This window comes from Photobacterium sanctipauli (assembly GCF_003026495.1).
Taxonomy (GTDB): Bacteria; Pseudomonadota; Gammaproteobacteria; order Enterobacterales; family Vibrionaceae; genus Photobacterium; species Photobacterium sanctipauli.
In genome coordinates this window covers 227,864-245,162 of sequence record NZ_PYMA01000001.1, presented here as the reverse complement: position 1 = coordinate 245,162, position 17,299 = coordinate 227,864, and the positions used below count along the sequence as shown (strand labels likewise).

Below are 17,299 nucleotides of genomic sequence, written 5' to 3'. Positions count from 1 at the left end.
ACCATACTGAGGCTATAGGATAATTACCCAGTTGTACTCTGACTGGGCTATCTCTGGAGGTGATCCTATGGCTATGGCATTAACGGTAGGCCAATTCCTTACCAGTCATCATGTTGACTATAGCTTGATGAAACATCGTCATACCGATACTTCATTCAGTTCGGCTATTTCAGCGCACGTTCCTACATCTCAAGTCGCCAAAGCGGTGATGTTGAAAGATCAAAACAACGAGTTTTTGATGGCGGTGGTGCCTTCAAATCGACGGGTGATGATCGACAAGATCAGCCGCATGATGGGTAAACAGTACTTCCTTGTTGGCGAGCACGAGCTTGCATCTATCTTCCAAGACTGCGAACCAGGAGCTGTGCCTTCAATGGGACCGGCTTATCAAATTGATATGATTGTTGATGATCTCTTGCTCGAGCAGGATGAGCTTTATATTGAATCTGGCGATCATGAAAACTTGATCCACTTGGAAAACAAGCAATTCCACAAAATCATACAAGATGTACCGCATCAGAATATTAGCGGCTACCGGATGATATTCTCTCAAGCCCATGACGGGCGCCACTGGGAGTGGGAATAGCTAGGTATCAGTATAAGCGTTCACAAGAGTCGAAAACGAAACAGCCCGACCATCAACGGCCGGGCTGTTTGATTTTTGGTTTGGCGTGGTGATTAGCTTGCCAGCTTCATTCGAAGCCACAGCCCCGGTGGGGTGCTAAAGCCTGTAGTGATTGATGAGACTTCGCCGTCTTTAACAATCACCACTGACGGTACCGCAGACACGCCCCATTGCTTCATCAATTTAGCCTTGTTGTCGTTGATGGTCGCAATGTCATAGCCATGGTGGTTCAGGTAGCCCAACAAGCGCCTGTCATCGCCAGAAGTAACCGCTATCGACACAACGTCGAAGTCATCGTTCAGCCAGTTGATGGTTGGAGTAACAAAGCGGCATACCGCGCACCAAGTTCCCCAAAAGTAGACCAATACCGGTTTTTCATAACTACGCGCTATCAAGTCGACCGTTTCGCCCTGAATAGTTTGCATTACCAGTGGCGGTACATCCCCCTTGGGCATATCTTGGCTGCGCCAGATATCGACCGCAGTGCTGAAGAAGATAAAAATCAGCATCATTAATACTGCTTCTCTGGCAAAACGGACAAGCCGAGAAGACTTTTTACCTTCACTTGCTTTTTGTTTCGTTGATGTTGATTGCTCTGCCATTATTGACCACCTTTACCACCGGCGGCCTCAATGGCAGTGATCACGTCATTGCTGTTCAAAATCACGGGTAGTTCAATGCCCATTGGCGCATTTGGCCCGTAGACAATATTGAATGGCACACCAAAACGGCCATTAGAACGAAGGTAGCCTGTCACGTAATCCGATGGCTTAGTCCAGTCCCCCTTCATCAATACGATGTTTTCTGCGCCAAGGGCGGAATACACCGGATCTTGAAGCAATACGCTGACTTTGTTGACTTTACAGGTAATACACCAGTCTGCAGTGACATCGACGAACACGGTTTTGCCTTGGTTAACATGCTGCTGGATGGCATCTACATCCAACGGCTGCCAAGGGTGGTCTTGCGGTAGGGGCGTTGCCCAGTTATCTGCTGTCATGCTGCCTGCAATCAAGCCGCCGCCAGAGCCAACAACAATAAATGCCAAGGCTAAAATGACCGGCTTGCGACCCTTCACCTTGCCCAAGCGCCATAGCAGGGCAATTATCATCACAATACCTGTAACCACAACGGCTGCGGTACCAAAGAAGTTGGTCATCAGGCTAAGCAACCACAGGCTGGTGGCCAGCATCATAAAGCCGAACAGGGTTTTCACCTTGTCCATCCACAGGCCCGGTTTGGGTAGCACATTTGCCAAGCGAGGGGATAGGGCGATAAGCAACCATGGTGCAGCCATACCGACTGCCAGTGCGGTGAATACGGCAACCAGTGTCAGGTTATCGGCACCTAGGGCAAAGGCAACCGCAGTGCCTAGGAATGGTGCGCTGCATGGTGTTGCCAGCAAGGTAGCAAACATGCCTTGTACGAAGTGGCCAGCGTAAGAGTCATCGCCCTTGGTGGCCATCCAGGTATTGGCATTGCTTGATAGACGAATTTCAAACAGGCCTAGCATGTTGGCTGCAAATAGCAGGGTGATGACAACCATTGCACCGATAAAGTACGGGCTTTGGAATTGCACACCCCAGCCCAACGCTTGGCCTGATAGCTTCAATACCACCAGGAAGCCAGCGAGTAACCAGAATGAGAATAAGATCCCCGCTGCGGAGGACAAGAACTGGAAGCGGATTTGACGTTGTTGCAGGCCTTGCGCGGAAATTACGCTGCTAAGCTTCATGCCCAACACCGGCAATACACATGGCATGATGTTCAAAATCAGACCGCCAAGCAGGGCGATACCGATAATTTCAATCATGCTGTTACCGGATGATGTGATAGCCACAGGGATATCATTGGCAACAGCTTGGGTTTCTACCGAGAAGTCGGTATCGCTGATGGTGACATTGAGTGTTTCGCCCAATAGCTGAGGTTCGCCGAACCAGCTGCTTACCTTCATCTGTGCAGTGAGGGTATTGCCGTTGACTTGCACACTTGGTTTAACGAAGGATGCATCCTGAACATTTTGTGATTCACCATCGATGAATACGTCAGGTTTGCTCCAACCAAGGGTGTTTTTCGCCACAACAGTCAGTACACGCTTATCTTTGTTCCAAGAAAGGGCATCGATGCTCACCGTTGGTTGTGCTTTTGGCACTTGGCTCATGCCCTGGTTGTACAGGTGCATCGCCTCTTCCGACGAAGTCAGCTTGGTTGGGTCGAAGCTTAGCGAGATCTCGTAATCTGTCAGTACACAGATATTGGTACACGAAGACATGGTAAGCATACCGGATAGGAAAACCGGCTTGGTCATGTCTTCGATATGCAATGTCATCGGAAATACGATGGTGTTTTTATACCCGAGGGTCTCGACACCGAGGAACTCATAACGGGCTGGCATTGGCCAGTGCCAATCCACGTCTTTCAGGTTGCTGGATAGCTCCCAGTCGATAGACGGCGCAACGCCCCCTTCACCTGGGCTTCGCCAGTAGGTTTTCCAGTCGGTATCTAGCTTTACTTCCATTAAAGCTTCAATGGTTTTGGACTCGGGATCTTGCTGGCCTGTCAGCATATACCTTAGCTGCACAGGCGGGTGGTCTGGGTTGCTCAACCAGCCAGTCGAATATTCAGTCGCTGAAACTGAAAGCGTAAAGAGAGTACTCACTAACGCAATGAACGTTGTGATAAAGGAAAATCGTTTTAAAAGCATAGTCTTCAATGTAATAACTCCAAAAATAAAGCAGCAGAAAGCGCAGGTAAAAACCTGGTGGAACAAGCTGGTTTTATTCTCGGAATACACAAAAAGTGAGGTGTCGCCGTTGCGTGGGGGGAATAGGTTCGGTGAGTACCGGCACAATGCGGCTCACACCTGCGAACATAGCAAAGGTCAATACAATGAACAGTAGCGTGACAATCGCGTGCTCAATTGAGTGCTGGTGTTGTTGTAGCAGGTGATCTGTCAACGAGCATTGTTCGCTGGTGGCTCCCGTTTCACTACTTTCAGTTTGCTGGAATAGTGATGAAAGGGTTGGCGCGTTGAAGTAGCTATCGGTTGCTTGGGTCCCATTACTAGGCACACTGCATGAAGTTACCCAGCCCATGTTTTGTCCCGAGCAGACAAAAATGACTAGCATAACTAGCATCAGTGAATATTTAGCGTTTTGGTAACGATTTACCCAATTGCTCATTAATGTACTCAACAACCGTTTGATTCTATTTATCTTCAAGGACTGCTTGAAGATAAGCTTTCAACGACATTCAGACCGTGCTTGTGACAGAAAGTTTCATATGTCGGTTGGTATTAACCACCATACCAGAAAAAATACTGTGGTATCTTCGGGTAGGTGGTTAAACATGATACCAATTGTTAGCGCTTGTTACGTAGGTAGCGCTTGCGACGCTCCTCTTTCTTCTTCGCTTTTTCTTCCGCTTTACGCTCGTTATCGGCAGCAACCTTGACCAACTCTTCGGTGATCATTTCTGGGCGTTCCATGGTGATGTGGCCTAGCGTACCGTTGCGTAGTTCGTTAATCAGAATTTCAGAGGCTTTGTGTAAATCAACACGGCCGCCAGATCTTAGGCAACCACGCTTGCGACCAATTTCTTCCATCAGCTCGATTTCAGATTCAGGCAGATCGTCATCCAAGTCGTAACGGGCTTTGATCAGCTCAGGGTAAGCTTGGATCAAGTACTCAATGGTAAAGAAAGCCACGTCGATGTAATCCATCGCGGTGTCTTTTACCGCCCCGGTTGCAGCCAAGCGGAAACCACTGTGTGGGTTTTCTACTTTCGGCCACAAGATCCCTGGGGTATCAGACAGGACAATGCCGTTTTGCAGGTTGATACGCTGTTGCTGGCGAGTCACCGCCGGTTGGTTACCCGTGACGGCTACCGTACGGCCTGCTAGCGAGTTGATGATGGTTGACTTGCCCACATTCGGAATACCCATGATCATGGTACGAATGTTCTTGCCCATGTCTTCACGGTGCGGGGCAAGCTTGCGGCAAAGCTCAGTGATCATTTTCACTTCATTTAGGTTTTCAGTGGTGATCGCGATAGCCTTAACCCCTTGCTCTTGCTCAAGGTGGTCAATCCACAGTTGGGTCATTTCCGGATCAGCCAAGTCGCGCTTGTTCAGTACCTTCACAACGGGTTTGGCGTTTTTCTCGCGGAAGGTTTTGATCAGCGGGTTTTCACTACTGAACGGGATACGGGCATCGAGTACTTCGATGATCACATCAATTTTAGGAAGTACTTCTTCGATTTCTTTACGGGCTTTGTGCATGTGGCCCGGAAACCACTGGATAGCGTTGCTCATTAGATTTAACTCTTTAATTATTCGGCAATTGTATTCGGCGTGCAAACCACACCAAAACCGAAACGCTCAGCAAAAGCCGCAGATGAAAGCCATGCAACATGTGCATTATTAATCATAACCTTGCCAGCTCTTGCTTTGAGTGATGATAGAACTTGGGCTGAAGTTTACCGTAACGGGGGGGAGACATAAACTGTTTCGGTGTGATTAGCCTTGATGGTAGTTTTATATGTAGCCCGTTTTGTTATCCTACATATTCATGCTCTTTTTTAGGTAGGAAATCAAATTGACGTGGACTTTAAGCATCCCCCCAGTATCAGAGCAAGAGCGTATACAAAAAGACTTAGAAGCACTGCAGAAACAACTTGAGGATGCCACCACTAAAGCAGAAAAGGCAAAGTATGCGTCGGTAATCAGCGACAGGCTGGCATTCCACTTTGATAAGGCGCTTTATTTAAAAGAGTAAAAAGTGGATGGAACAGAAGATTGAACCTCAACCCTGATATTTAGGTGATTCACTATTAATAAATCACTTGAGCTATTCAGAGTTGAGGGTTACTGGATAATCAATTAGCTACACTCATTTGCATCGAATTAACCACCGACCTTAATGCGAAAAACTCTCTAGCATAGCTATGAGCTCGGCTTCGGTTTTGGGTTCTTTGTTTAGCTCATAGTAGGGCGAAGCACCGCCTTTGAGTTGGTAAACCGTTGTACCGCAGTGGTCGTAGTGATACCACTTTCCGTTGATGCACACATCGGTATAGCATCGAGGATCTTGTTTTAGGTCCATAAGTACTCCCTTACTTCCTATTACTTCAACAATCCAACTTTTCCTGTTTCAAATACTAAGCTAGCAAACATTATCACCATTGCCTAAATGAATATTTTTAATAATGTGATATGTGCTTATATGCATTATTTAAATAAAGATAAAGCTTGCTGTCTGTCAGTTATTTAACTGGTTGATAAAAGTGAACTGCCTTTAGTTTTCGATTTCGTTTATTCTAAAACCGTTAAAAGTCACTGAGCATGGATATATGAATCTGAAGTCATTACAGATTTTCGCGACAATCATGGAGCAGGGTTCGCTAGCCAAAGCGGCCGACAAGCATTGTTTGAGCGAGTCGGCGGCAAGTCGTCAGCTTAGCCAGCTAGAGGCGGAAGTCGGTTTCGCGCTCTTTTCCCGTGAAAAGCGCAGCTTAAAACCAACGGTAAAAGGCGAGGTTTTTTATAAAGAAGTGCGCCGTATTTTATACGGGTTTGATGAAATCCCCGACATTATCGAAGACATCAAGCGTACCGAGAATGCCAAATTGCGGGTGGTGGGTATTCCGCGCTTGGTCAGGCATATCCTGTCACCTGCAATCGCCCGCACTTGCCAGCAAGATAAAGACTTGCGAGTGCACGTCGATATACAAGCAATGAGGACGTTGGAGAAGTGGGTGGCGGGCTTCCAGTTTAATATTGGCTTGGGGCGCGTGCCAGCTGAGCACCCAGCTATAGTGACTGAAACGTTTTGCTCATTGCCAACCGTGGTCGTGTTGCCATATAACCACCCCTTATCGAAGCGCTCTGAGCTCACCCTGTCTGATCTGGATAGTATGCCGATGGTCTCGATGATTAAAGACACCTTGTTGGCAAAAGACATCGAGGGTCTCTATCACGCTGAGGGAAGGGAGAGCGACCCTGTGATTGAAGTCGCGACCTCTTATAACGCCTGTAGCATTGTGGCATCCGGCTACGGCTATACCATTGGCGATCCATTAGCCGCCCATAGCTTAGGTGAAAAGAGCGTATCCATTGTGCCGCTTAAAACAGACTTTATGTTTGATTTTGCGTTCTTTGAACCGAATAACTTTGAGTTATCTAAGGCGGCTCAGTTATTTAAGCAAAATATCAAAACGGTTGCTGCCGAATACAAGCTGAGCCATGGTTTTTAACGTATACCCAAGTAACTGGGTTAGTCCTAACCATTAAGGGCTAGTTTGCGCTAGCTCTCATTTCCATATATTTCTTCCCTCCTGCCTCTGTTAGCGCCTAGTGAAACTTGGGTGTAGTTCTAATTTTATTAGTTCTTTTTGTTACGCTAAATCTATTATTTATCAGTTACTTAGTGGGTTTAGGTTGATGTGGTATCGCTTATGGCAGTGAAAGACAAATAACAGTTGCAACAAGTGCAAGAGTACTTGTTTTAATTGCGATTGTTGAAAGAAAACTCGAGCGTTATTTTGATGGGCAATGGCAGCACACCGCACATTGCCTAGCTGGTGAAAATAACATCGAGGGATAAACATGAGCCACATAACCGCAAACCCAGAATCCGAAGGGTTGGCCGGTAAAACCGTTAACTCTGAACCATTCATAGTTGCGAAAGTCTTACCGCTGAGCCTGATCTTATTAGTCAGTACCGTTTTATGGCAATTTAACCCACCCAGCGGCCTCGATGTTGCCGCCTATCAAACAGCGATAGTTTTTATTGCGACCATCGCAGCCATTGTCGCAAACGTATTACCAACGGGTTCAGTGGCGATTATTAGTTTAGCCATTTACACCCTATTAAGACCGGGCGGTGAAACAACAGCGAAAGCGGCCATTGAAACGGCACTGAGTAACTTTAACCACTCGTTAATTTGGCTCATTATTATTGCTTTTATGATTGCCCGAGCCTTCGCCAAAACAGGCTTAGGTCGCCGTATTGCCTTATTGTTGCTGAGCAAATTTGGTCATTCTTCATTGCGAGTCGCGTACTGCTTGGGTATTGCCGATTTTCTTATTGCCCCAGCCACGCCAAGTAACACCGCGCGTGCAGCCATTGTATCGCCAATCGCCAACTCACTTGCCAAAACCATTAATGAGTCTGACAAGAAGCTGGGCAAGTATCTCATTTCTAGTTCCAGTGCGATGAACGATGCCTCGGCGGTAGGTTTCCAAACAGGCTTTGCGGGTAACCTGGCGCTGGTAGGCATCGCCTCAACCGTAGCAGGTATCACCCTTAGTTTTGCTGATTGGGCTTTCTACCTGCTATTGCCTGCGCTGGCACTGTTGGTCGTGATGCCGTTTGTGTTGTACCGCGTCATTTCGCCAGAAACCAAACAGACACCCGAGGCTCCCGTTTTTGCCAAGAAAGAGCTGAAAGCCATGGGCGGCATGTCATTGGGTGAGTGGAAACTGGTTGGGGTGTTTATTTCGCTGATTGTGATGTGGGTAGGTGGTAAAACGCTTGGCTTGCATTCCACCTCTGCCGCGTTCATTGGCCTTGCTGCCCTTCTATTGATGGGCGTACTTTCTTGGAACGACATCAAATCCGAAAAGGGGGCATGGGACACGCTGATTTGGTTTGCCGTACTTATGGGGATGGCGAGCCAGCTTAAAACTCTGGGTTTCACCGCCTGGGTGGGGGATTGGGTATCCGATCTGCTGTCTGCCGGCATGAGCGGGGCAAGTGCGACCATGTTCCTTACCGCGATGATGGCGTTTTATCTGTTTACGGCTTACTTCTTTGCCTCTGCGACGGCGAAAGTGGTTGCCCTGGCGCCAGTGATTATCGGGGCGTTAATGACGCTTGGGGTATCGCCGCTGGTGGCGGTACTGGCGGTAGCCGGTATTACCAATCTGGGTTGTAACCTCAGTACCTATAGCCATGCTCGTAACCCACTATTGATGGGGTATGGATTCCATACCGATAGCGAATGGATGAAAGTTGGTCTGGTTATCGCAATTACTGGCTTCGTTGTCTTTATGTTTGTGGGTTTAATTTGGTGGAACCTGCTCGGCATTATTTAAGTGAAATTAAATCAAGCCATATTTAAATTTAAAAATTAAAGCCTGATAAAAGGCAAATAGTTAATGACCTTAGGTGTTCTCGATAATGTGGATCTTGCAGAGAGGTTCGCGGCTTCGTGCACCCTAATGAGAGGCAAACAAATGAAATTTCAAATGAAGAAAACGGCTTTTGTTGTGTTGTGTGCTTTATTTTCAGCCACGGCCGTAAGCGAAAATATTAAATCAGCGACACAAGAACAACCACTAATATCTGATCATCAGTCGGAAAGTGTCAGTGTGTTCGAATCTGCGGTTTATGGCGATTTGTTCGGTACGCCTGAGATGCGCAGTATCTTCAGTGACAAAGCCATGGTGAATCAATGGATAAAGGCAGAAGTGGCACTGGCTAAGGCGCAGGCAGAGGTCGGCATTATTCCGGTAGAAGCGTATGAGTCTATCGCCAAAGCGGGCGACAATCTCACCATTGATTATGCTGAACTTAAAGCTGGCACGAACAAGGTAGGTCGTGGGATCAGCTCGCTTGTCGCCCAATTTAAGCAAGCTGGCGATGAGAATGTGTCGGACTATTTGCACTTTGGTAGTACCACCCAAGACATTATGGATACCGCGACAGCGGTTCAGGTACACGAAGGGATACAGTTGATCCGTGCTGATTTGGTTAAGTTGGTCAACCAACTGGCAGATATGGCCGACGAGCATAAACAAACCGTGATGCTTGCGCGTTCCAATGGTCAGGATGCAATCCCAACAACTTTTGGCTTACACCTTACCACTTACATGATGGAGCTGGCGCGTAATATCGACAGGTTAGATGAAGCCGCCTCCCGTATTACCGTACAGGTAGGCAGTACCGTTGGTACCTTGGCGCCATATGGTGATAAAGGGCTGGCACTACAACAAGCGTATGCGGACGAAATTGGCTTGAATGCGCCAATTGCCCCTTGGAACCCAAGCCGTGACGTCTTTGCAGAAGCTGTGCAGACGCTAGCAATGGTGAATGCCACATTGGGCCGTGTTGCAGACGATGTGAATAACCTAAGCCGTACCCAGGTCAATGAACTGCAGGAAGGTGAGGGCGGTGCGAGTAGTACCATGCCTCAAAAACGTAATCCTCGCGCGTCGGAGTTTATGGGGGGCTTTTACCGCATGGGTAAGATGTATAACGCTGCCGCACTCGATATGATGAGCCATACCGATGCGCGTCAGGGATCACCTTGGATACTAGAATGGTCGGTAGTGCCTGAAAGCTTTATGGTGACATCGGCTTCGATTGATCGTGCCCAGCGTATGTTTGCCAAGCTGATCGTCAACGAAGCGCAAATGCGAGAGAATTTCGGCACGGCTAACCATTATGCGATGTCAGAATCATTGATGAACCACCTTACTGACGAGCTTGGTCGCTCTGAAGCGTACAAATTGGTAAAAAGCGCAATTAAAACGTCAAGCCCAGAAGATACGTTGCTAGACGTGATTGAAAATAATCCCTCCATTAATCAGCACCTAAGTGAGCAGGAAATTGCCGAGATTATGGAGCCGAGTAATTACCTTGGCTCATCGGTGCAAATTGTGGATCGCTCGGTCGAATATGTACGAAATAAATACTAGTGAATATGAAATTACAGTAATTAGATAAGCGCTAAAGGCAACTAACAATAGAGGCACTTGAATATTCTTCAAGTGCCTTTTGTGTTTAGTTAAAGGTTTAAATTACGAATCAGTTGTAGATAGATGAGAGTAAAGTGAGTACTGATTATTAGGCAGGTATGCTTGTTTTATGTTTTGGGATGCTAATGAGCTGGAGGGGAAATACAGGCAAAATTAGCGCCATGCAAAGCAAGGTGTGAGTGACACAGGTTATTTGCTTTAGTGTTTCAATAACTGGAAAATTTAAAATGAAGGTTACGCTGTTTAGTAAAGTAGCAATTGCCGTAGTGGCAGGTGTGATGTTGAGTGGTTGTGTTGGTAGTAATGTGGCTACGAATAAACTCATGGAGTACAACGTTAAAGCGGTTGATAACCGTTATGCCCGTGGTGGTTTGAACATGCTGATGTCGCCTGTTTATGGCGTTACTGTCGCGGCAGACTACCTAGTACTGAACTCCTTAGAGTTCTGGACAGGCAGCAACCCAGTTACTGGTAGCCCGCATGTCTTTGATACAAAAACAGAGACGTGGATTGACGTAAACGAAAACATTGATGAATCGCTGCGCTCGGCACCGATCAAAGTAACCAAGGAATAAATAGAAGAGCAACAAACTTATAACGACGTGATTGTTTGATTGAGGTATGTATTTCCCCCCTTTTCTCCAGAATTGGGGGCTTTTTTACTGGTGTTTCAGGCTGTTCATGTGATTTATAAATAGTCATACATACGATACTGCTTGTCGCAATATGACCTTCTTTATCCCGACGTGGAGTGTTTAAATACATTTGCCTAGCTAGGCAAGCTAATAAAACCTATATTAGGAATACTTGCCCCGAAACTTGGGGCATTTTTTCTTTTACTTGTAAGAAAACCGGAATAAAAGCACTGGTTTAATCGGTAATAACGGTTTAATAGCAATTAAATACTTATCCTGTTGGGGTTTGGATAAATTAATAATGAACATTAATAAGCTGAAGCTTTTAAAAAAAGTAACCTTGGTTACTGTCGCTGCGACATTACTGAGCGGGTGTGTAGGTAGTAACGTGGCAACAAACAAATTGATGGAATACAACATCGAAGCCGTTGACAACCGTTATGCGCGTGGTGGCCTGAACATTGCGATGTCGCCACTATATGGTGTGACAGTTGCGGCCGATTACTTGGTGTTGAACTCCTTGGAGTTTTGGACCGGATCAAACCCAATTAATGGCAATGCCCACATTTTTGATACCGAGACTGAAACTTGGATTGAAATGAATAACAGTATCGATGAATCGCTGCATTCTGCTCCAATCAAAATTACAAAAGAAAAATAGTCGAAGAGAAGACTGTGCTAGTGTTTGATAGAGGTATGTTTGCCCTCACTATGTGAGGGCTTTTTTATATCTACTGATCATCGCCACTACGAATTAAGAAGCAATCTTACCCGCCTGATAATACTTAAGGTACTGGGTTGGAGACATATTGATTTGCTTTTTCATTGCTCGAGTAAAGTTGGAAGGATCGGAATATCCTAGTTTGAAAGCGACATCGCTGACGTTCATACCAGAGCGAAGTAGCTCCATTGATTTATTGATCTTCTTCTCGTTCAAGTAATGGCGGAACGAACTGCCTTGCTCCAGAAACAACCGCTGCAACGTCCTTTCAGATACGCCGAATAGGTGGGCAACAAAGTCTAGACTGAATGACTCCTCTTGCCAGAAAATATCGATGACGCTTTTAAGACGATCGATGGCGTGTTGTTCGTTTTCAGCCGTTAGGTGAAAGCTCACATCGTTAATGGTGTAGTTAATTGGAATGTAATTACTCTTTTGCCCTGTGATTACCTTACGGTACTTCGTTTGGGCGACTACCTTGTTATACGGGGCTGATACGTTCTCCATCACGAGATAATCAGGTTTCCAGCTTTCACCTAAGTGCTTTCTTAAAACACTCAATAAAAGGAAGGTGGTGTAGTCATTGGCATAGTCAAAGCCTCGACTGTTTTTATGTAAAGCACTGCGGTGGTATATACGCAATTCGTGTTGGTTCGACTCCGCCCACAATTTAAAGTGTGAACCTTGTAGTTTCTGATGTGATAACAATGCGGATAATAAACCACCAATGTTGTCGTTTTGCTCAAGCTGTTTTGCTAGCGAAGGGTGAACGGGCGCACAGCATTGGTACTCACTGGCAAAGTAGCTGATGTCTTGTTGGTTGGTCATGGTTGCAACCATATCAACCATCTGCCCAATCATATGGCTTGGTACGTAAATGTTTGGGTTGCTGATAACCTGTTTGTCGACTTCAAATACCGTCAATACGCGAGCGGGGTCAATACCGCTGTCATCGAGGAAGTTCAAAAAAGGCAGACCTAAAACTGCTCTACTGAGAGGCAGCGCATTAATACCATGGCTTTTCGTATTTGGCTGCATATTTGCTGCGCGCGATGATGTCTTGCCGTGTAAGGTCTGGCACTTTAGGTTCTTGGCGGTATTTAAGTTATTGGTATTTAGGTTTGTGCTTCTTAAGGTATCGCTTTTCAAGGCATTACTTCCCAAGGACTAGCAGTCTCATCTGTTGTGAGCGGCTATTCCTTTTGCAACACTCAATTTATATGTCTGTTTGGTGAATAATTTATCACATATAAACGATGTTTATTGCTTTGGGAGCAAGTAATTGTATTACTAAATGTTTCACCCCAATAGCGATATTATTTTATGGTATTAAGATCTTGTTTTTCCTTATTTAATAGCTCCTCAGGCACTTGTTTTTTTAGTGCGTGATATGCCTCAATCAGCTTACGATCCCTTTCTGCAAAATACAGATCTTCTTCTGCTTTGCCGCGAAGTTTCATCTTGTCTGTAAAGTCCATAATTCGCGCCCCTCTACCTTGATTTACCTTAAGCCTAGACAAGCATTTACCAGCTATCATTTCCAATTGACAAGAGTTTGACCTTGATTAAGTTTTTAGCTGGGGGTATAGATCACTCCGCTGATCATAATAAGGAAAACCAATGGCTAAAAAATTTTATGTTGTCTGGGTAGGACGCGAAACGGGTGTGTTTACAAGCTGGGACAAAACCAAGCAGCTTGTCGACAAGTTTCCCAAGGCCAGATATAAGTCGTTTCCTTCACGAGAAGAAGCAGAGAGTGCATTTAAGTCTGGTGCGGGTGCAGCAGCTCCTTCGGCAAAAAGCGCGAAGCCAGTATCGTCTGCATCCGCAAAACCTAAGCCGACCATCAAGCCATTGGCTGATTTTGATGTGAATATTTTCAGTGATGGTGCTTGCGATCCTAACCCGGGCAAAGCTGGATCAGGTATTGCTGTTTATCACCGCGAGCAGTTGGCGGCGCTATGGTATGGATTATATAACCCCAATGGCACCAATAACTCGGCTGAGTTGAATGCATTACATCAAGCACTACTATTGGCAGAAGCTGCTTTGGAGCAAGGCAAGTCGGTTCACGTGTTGAGTGACTCCCAATATTCGATTAACTGTATTTCTGTTTGGGCATACAGCTGGAAAAGAAAGGGTTGGCAACGTAATGAGCCGGGCGATATTAAGAACCTTGAGATCATCCAGGCCGCACATGAGTTGTATGAGAAGCTAAAAAACAAGGTGACGCTGTCACATGTGAAGGGGCACGCTGGTATTGAGGGTAACGAACTTGCCGATAGGATGTCTGTTTACGCTGTCGATCAGTGCGATACAGAGTTTCACCAATACAGTGGTGAGATAGATGTTGAAGCCATATTAGCCATGCGGGCTGGTTAGTTTTTCTCGTTACTGATGGGGTTCCCCTAATATAGATGCTTGTTGGTTATTACTTCTCATGGCCAGCAAGCCTATTCACCATGTTAAAACTGAACATTAAGCCTCGTACGTATTCCACGATAAGCCTTGATTAAACTACCTACGAGGCTGGTTTAATATCAGGCAACTGAATTCATAACTTGTCTTATCTTTTCATAATCTTTCATTAATTGCGTATTTTAGCTTCAAGTTACTGATTTTAATAACTGTGAACTTGGTGCTGTTCCTTTCTTGATCTAACTCAATAGTAGTACCTGTTACCTCTTTGGGGGTATGTCTTGTCTATCCATTAGGAATAAATTGATTATAACCACTCTAAGTGTAGGTGCAATGCCGCTTGGTGTGGATGGTGGAGGTGTGCCTGTTTAGGAGGACTTAGCAGTGGATGAATACCATGTCTGTAGCTTGATTGTATATGCAGTCGCGAACCAGAGTGGGCAGGTTAAAACAGCAATTGAAAACCTAAAAGGGGCGGAAGTACCAATACACAGTGAATCAGGAAAGATGGTAGTCACGCTGGAAGGAAGCAGCAAAGACGGGCTGGTGGACAGCTTTAATGACATAAAGGCCATGCCCGGCGTTCTAGATACCACACTGGTTTTCCACCAAATGGATGAACAATCTGAGCTTAAGGAAGCATAAAATGACAGTCACTAGACGTAGTTTCTTAAAGGCGAATGCTGCCGTTGCCGCCGCAGCTGCCGCAGGGCTGACCATCCCCGTGTCTGTATCCCATGCAGCCGGAGAGGATAAAGAGGTTAAATGGGATAAAGCACCTTGTCGTTTCTGTGGTACCGGTTGTAGCGTACTGGTAGGTACGCAAAACGGTCGTGTGGTTGCCGCACAAGGGGATCCTGATTCACCGGTCAATAAAGGCCTAAACTGTATCAAGGGGTACTTCCTACCCAAGATCATGTACGGGAAAGACCGCCTAACACAGCCATTGCTTAGAAAACGAGATGGCGTGTATCACAAAGAGGGTGAGTTTACGCCAGTTAGCTGGGATGAAGCCTTCGATGTAATGGCGGATAAATACAAGCAAGCCATGAAAGACAAAGGCCCAAGCGGGGTGGGCATGTTCGGCTCTGGTCAGTGGACAGTATGGGAAGGCTATGCCGCTGCCAAGCTATACAAAGCCGGCTTCCGTTCCAACAATATTGATCCGAATGCGCGTCACTGTATGGCTTCGGCCGTCGTTGGTTTTGGCCGTACCTTTGGTATGGACGAGCCTATGGGTAGCTATGACGATCTGGAAAAAGCCGATGCGTTTGTGCTTTGGGGCGCGAACATGGCTGAGATGCACCCAATTCTTTGGACTCGACTGACGGATCGCCGCCTGTCGAACGACAAAGTGAAAGTGGCGGTGCTATCAACGTATACCCACCGTAGCTACGAGCTGGCAGACAATGCCATGATCTTCAGCCCGCAAACCGATTTGGCTATCTTGAACTTTGTTGCTCACTACATTATTTCCAATAATAAGGTGAACCAAGACTTCCTCGATAAGCACGTTAATATCCGTAAGGGTGTAACAGATATCGGCTACGGTCTTCGTCCTTCTCACCCGCTAGAGAAAGCTGCAGCCAACCCGGGCAGTGGTGACTCTACGCCAATGAGCTTTGAGGATTACGCTAAGTTTGTTTCTACCTATACCGCAGAGTATGTTTCTGAGCTATCCGGTGTGCCGGTCGATCAGCTAAATGAGCTGGCCGAGCTATACGCCAACCCAGACGTCAAGGTGGTATCGTACTGGACGATGGGTATTAACCAGCATACCCGTGGCGTTTGGGCCAACAACCTGATTTACAACATTCACCTTCTTACTGGCAAAATCTCAAAGCCAGGTTGTGGTCCGTTCTCGCTAACAGGTCAGCCTTCGGCGTGTGGTACAGCACGAGAAGTGGGTACCTTTGCGCACCGTCTGCCTGCCGACATGGTGGTAATGAACCCGAAACACCGTGAAATGTGTGAAACCCACTGGAATATTCCGGCAGGCACCATTCCACCGAAGCCGGGCTACCACGCCGTATTGCAAGATCGCATGTTGAAGGATCGTAAGCTCAATGTGCTTTGGGTGATGTGTAATAACAACATGCAAGCTGGTCCGAATATCAATGAAGATCGTCTGCCGGGTTACCGCGATCCTGCCAACTTCATCATCACTTCCGATCCTTACCCTACGTTAACAGCCATGGCATCGGATCTGATCTTGCCGACAGCGATGTGGGTAGAGAAAGAGGGTGCCTATGGTAATGCCGAGCGTCGTACCCAGTTCTGGCATCAGCAAATTTCACCACCGGGTGAGTCAAAATCTGACTTGTGGCAGCTAATGGAATTTTCCAAGCGCTTCAAGGTTGAAGCAGTGTGGCCTGAAGAGTTGCTTGCCAAAAAGCCTGAGCACAAAGGCAAAACGCTATATGACGTTCTATTTAAGAACGGCGAGATCGACAAGTACAGCTTGGATGAGCTAACGGAAGGCCAGTTAAACGATGAGTCGCGTGATTTTGGCTACTACGTACAAAAAGGCTTGTTCGAAGAATACGCCTACTTTGGTCGTGGCCACGCGCATGACTTGGCGCCGTTTGATATGTACCACCAGTCTCGCGGCCTGCGTTGGCCGGTAGTGGATGGTAAAGAAACCGTATGGCGTTACTCGGAAGGTTATGACCCTTATGTCAAGAAAGGGGAGTCATTCTCGTTCTATGGCAAGCCAGACAAGAAAGCGGTGATCTTTGCACTGCCTTATGAGCCGCCAGCAGAAGCGCCAGATGAAGAATATGACCTATGGCTATCAACAGGTCGAGTCTTGGAGCACTGGCATACCGGTTCGATGACCCGCCGTGTGCCTGAGCTATACCGTTCATTCCCTGATGCGGTTGTTTACATGCATCCATTGGATGCGAAGAAGCGCGGTTTACGCCGTGGCGATGCGATTAAGCTGGTCTCACGCCGAGGCGAGGTATTGAGCCATGTTGAAACCCGTGGTCGAAACCGAGTACCGCAAGGGCTGGTATATATGCCGTTTTTTGATGCAGGGCAGCTTACCAACAAGCTAACACTGGATGCCACTGACCCAATTTCTAAAGAAACCGACTTTAAGAAATGTGCGGTGAAAGTGGTTAAAGCCTAACAAACAG

Annotated in this window: 16 protein-coding genes and 1 pseudogene; 10 read left to right on the top strand and 7 right to left on the bottom strand. The window is 46.6% G+C overall.

What is annotated here, in order from left to right:
* Nucleotides 1–67: 67 nt before the first annotated feature.
* Entirely contained in the window at nucleotides 68–586 is a 519-nt protein-coding gene (locus tag C9I98_RS01065) for an aminoacyl-tRNA deacylase (protein WP_036816042.1), read from the top strand.
* Between the two features lie 92 nt (nucleotides 587–678).
* On the opposite strand, the gene C9I98_RS01060 is transcribed toward C9I98_RS01065, so the two are convergent.
* The 4 genes from C9I98_RS01060 to ylqF all read right to left on the bottom strand — a co-directional run bounded on the left by C9I98_RS01060 (nucleotide 679) and on the right by ylqF (nucleotide 4,937).
* Nucleotides 679–1,227, bottom strand: coding sequence for a protein disulfide oxidoreductase (locus C9I98_RS01060; RefSeq protein WP_036816045.1), 549 nt, complete (start codon nucleotides 1,225–1,227; stop codon nucleotides 679–681).
* Nucleotides 1,227–3,329, bottom strand: a complete 2,103-nt coding sequence (locus C9I98_RS01055) for a protein-disulfide reductase DsbD family protein (protein ID WP_036816053.1) — start codon at nucleotides 3,327–3,329, stop codon at nucleotides 1,227–1,229. The genes C9I98_RS01060 and C9I98_RS01055 overlap by 1 nt, the downstream gene beginning before the upstream one ends.
* Nucleotides 3,330–3,402: 73 nt before the next feature.
* Nucleotides 3,403–3,807 (bottom strand): hypothetical protein, encoded by a 405-nt coding sequence (locus C9I98_RS01050; RefSeq protein WP_036816055.1) that lies wholly within the window; start codon nucleotides 3,805–3,807, stop codon nucleotides 3,403–3,405.
* Between the two features lie 179 nt (nucleotides 3,808–3,986).
* A complete protein-coding gene (ylqF, locus tag C9I98_RS01045; protein ID WP_036816056.1) occupies nucleotides 3,987–4,937 on the bottom strand; it encodes a ribosome biogenesis GTPase YlqF in 951 nt (316 codons plus the stop codon).
* A 283-nt stretch (nucleotides 4,938–5,220) separates the two neighbouring features.
* Here ylqF and C9I98_RS01040 point away from each other — a divergent pair, with 283 nt between their 5' ends.
* Nucleotides 5,221–5,400: a hypothetical protein gene (locus C9I98_RS01040; protein WP_036816058.1), complete on the top strand. Its 180-nt coding sequence runs from the start codon at nucleotides 5,221–5,223 to the stop codon at nucleotides 5,398–5,400.
* A gap of 141 nt (nucleotides 5,401–5,541) precedes the next feature.
* Here C9I98_RS01040 and C9I98_RS01035 read toward each other — a convergent pair whose 3' ends face one another.
* Entirely contained in the window at nucleotides 5,542–5,727 is a 186-nt protein-coding gene (locus C9I98_RS01035; RefSeq protein ID WP_036816059.1) for a hypothetical protein, read from the bottom strand.
* A gap of 247 nt (nucleotides 5,728–5,974) precedes the next feature.
* Here C9I98_RS01035 and C9I98_RS01030 point away from each other — a divergent pair, with 247 nt between their 5' ends.
* From C9I98_RS01030 to C9I98_RS01010, 5 genes and pseudogenes are all read left to right on the top strand, one after another.
* A complete protein-coding gene (locus C9I98_RS01030; protein ID WP_107271457.1) occupies nucleotides 5,975–6,877 on the top strand; it encodes a LysR family transcriptional regulator in 903 nt (300 codons plus the stop codon).
* Between the two features lie 352 nt (nucleotides 6,878–7,229).
* Nucleotides 7,230–8,720 (top strand): DASS family sodium-coupled anion symporter, encoded by a 1,491-nt coding sequence (locus C9I98_RS01025; RefSeq protein WP_051901989.1) that lies wholly within the window; start codon nucleotides 7,230–7,232, stop codon nucleotides 8,718–8,720.
* Between the two features lie 141 nt (nucleotides 8,721–8,861).
* Complete coding sequence (locus tag C9I98_RS01020) at nucleotides 8,862–10,325, top strand: class-II fumarase/aspartase family protein (RefSeq protein WP_158262648.1); 1,464 nt, start codon at nucleotides 8,862–8,864, stop codon at nucleotides 10,323–10,325.
* Between the two features lie 287 nt (nucleotides 10,326–10,612).
* Nucleotides 10,613–10,942, top strand: a pseudogene (locus tag C9I98_RS01015) (DUF3332 family protein); the annotation flags it as partial.
* A 379-nt stretch (nucleotides 10,943–11,321) separates the two neighbouring features.
* Nucleotides 11,322–11,681, top strand: coding sequence for a DUF3332 family protein (locus C9I98_RS01010; RefSeq protein WP_051901983.1), 360 nt, complete (start codon nucleotides 11,322–11,324; stop codon nucleotides 11,679–11,681).
* A 93-nt stretch (nucleotides 11,682–11,774) separates the two neighbouring features.
* On the opposite strand, the gene C9I98_RS01005 is transcribed toward C9I98_RS01010, so the two are convergent.
* Complete coding sequence (locus C9I98_RS01005) at nucleotides 11,775–12,890, bottom strand: helix-turn-helix domain-containing protein (RefSeq protein WP_152557101.1); 1,116 nt, start codon at nucleotides 12,888–12,890, stop codon at nucleotides 11,775–11,777.
* A gap of 167 nt (nucleotides 12,891–13,057) precedes the next feature.
* Complete coding sequence (locus C9I98_RS26610) at nucleotides 13,058–13,219, bottom strand: hypothetical protein (RefSeq protein WP_170111204.1); 162 nt, start codon at nucleotides 13,217–13,219, stop codon at nucleotides 13,058–13,060.
* Between the two features lie 142 nt (nucleotides 13,220–13,361).
* Between C9I98_RS26610 and C9I98_RS00995 the strand changes: the two genes are divergently transcribed.
* The 3 genes from C9I98_RS00995 to napA all read left to right on the top strand — a co-directional run bounded on the left by C9I98_RS00995 (nucleotide 13,362) and on the right by napA (nucleotide 17,292).
* On the top strand, nucleotides 13,362–14,123 hold the full coding sequence (locus tag C9I98_RS00995) for a ribonuclease H family protein (RefSeq protein ID WP_036824348.1): 762 nt from the start codon (nucleotides 13,362–13,364) through the stop codon (nucleotides 14,121–14,123).
* A 420-nt stretch (nucleotides 14,124–14,543) separates the two neighbouring features.
* Nucleotides 14,544–14,804 (top strand): chaperone NapD, encoded by a 261-nt coding sequence (locus C9I98_RS00990; RefSeq protein ID WP_036824347.1) that lies wholly within the window; start codon nucleotides 14,544–14,546, stop codon nucleotides 14,802–14,804.
* 1 nt (nucleotide 14,805) lies between these two features.
* Nucleotides 14,806–17,292, top strand: coding sequence for a nitrate reductase catalytic subunit NapA (gene napA, locus C9I98_RS00985; RefSeq protein WP_107271455.1), 2,487 nt, complete (start codon nucleotides 14,806–14,808; stop codon nucleotides 17,290–17,292).
* Nucleotides 17,293–17,299 lie beyond the last annotated feature (7 nt).

Excerpts from the sequence above, each read along its gene's own strand:
- C9I98_RS01060 (WP_036816045.1), bottom strand. The coding sequence starts at position 1,227 with ATGGCAGAGCAATCAACATCAACGAAACAAAAAGCAAGTGAAGGTAAA.
- C9I98_RS01065 (WP_036816042.1), top strand. The coding sequence starts at position 68 with ATGGCTATGGCATTAACGGTAGGCCAATTCCTTACCAGTCATCATGTT.
- C9I98_RS01020 (WP_158262648.1), top strand. The coding sequence starts at position 8,862 with ATGAAATTTCAAATGAAGAAAACGGCTTTTGTTGTGTTGTGTGCTTTA.
- C9I98_RS01010 (WP_051901983.1), top strand. The coding sequence starts at position 11,322 with ATGAACATTAATAAGCTGAAGCTTTTAAAAAAAGTAACCTTGGTTACT.
- C9I98_RS01035 (WP_036816059.1), bottom strand. The coding sequence starts at position 5,727 with ATGGACCTAAAACAAGATCCTCGATGCTATACCGATGTGTGCATCAAC.
- C9I98_RS01055 (WP_036816053.1), bottom strand. The coding sequence starts at position 3,329 with ATGCTTTTAAAACGATTTTCCTTTATCACAACGTTCATTGCGTTAGTG.
- C9I98_RS26610 (WP_170111204.1), bottom strand. The coding sequence starts at position 13,219 with ATGGACTTTACAGACAAGATGAAACTTCGCGGCAAAGCAGAAGAAGAT.
- C9I98_RS01030 (WP_107271457.1), top strand. The coding sequence starts at position 5,975 with ATGAATCTGAAGTCATTACAGATTTTCGCGACAATCATGGAGCAGGGT.
- C9I98_RS01025 (WP_051901989.1), top strand. The coding sequence starts at position 7,230 with ATGAGCCACATAACCGCAAACCCAGAATCCGAAGGGTTGGCCGGTAAA.
- napA (WP_107271455.1), top strand. The coding sequence starts at position 14,806 with ATGACAGTCACTAGACGTAGTTTCTTAAAGGCGAATGCTGCCGTTGCC.
- ylqF (WP_036816056.1), bottom strand. The coding sequence starts at position 4,937 with ATGAGCAACGCTATCCAGTGGTTTCCGGGCCACATGCACAAAGCCCGT.
- C9I98_RS00995 (WP_036824348.1), top strand. The coding sequence starts at position 13,362 with ATGGCTAAAAAATTTTATGTTGTCTGGGTAGGACGCGAAACGGGTGTG.
- C9I98_RS01050 (WP_036816055.1), bottom strand. The coding sequence starts at position 3,807 with ATGAGCAATTGGGTAAATCGTTACCAAAACGCTAAATATTCACTGATG.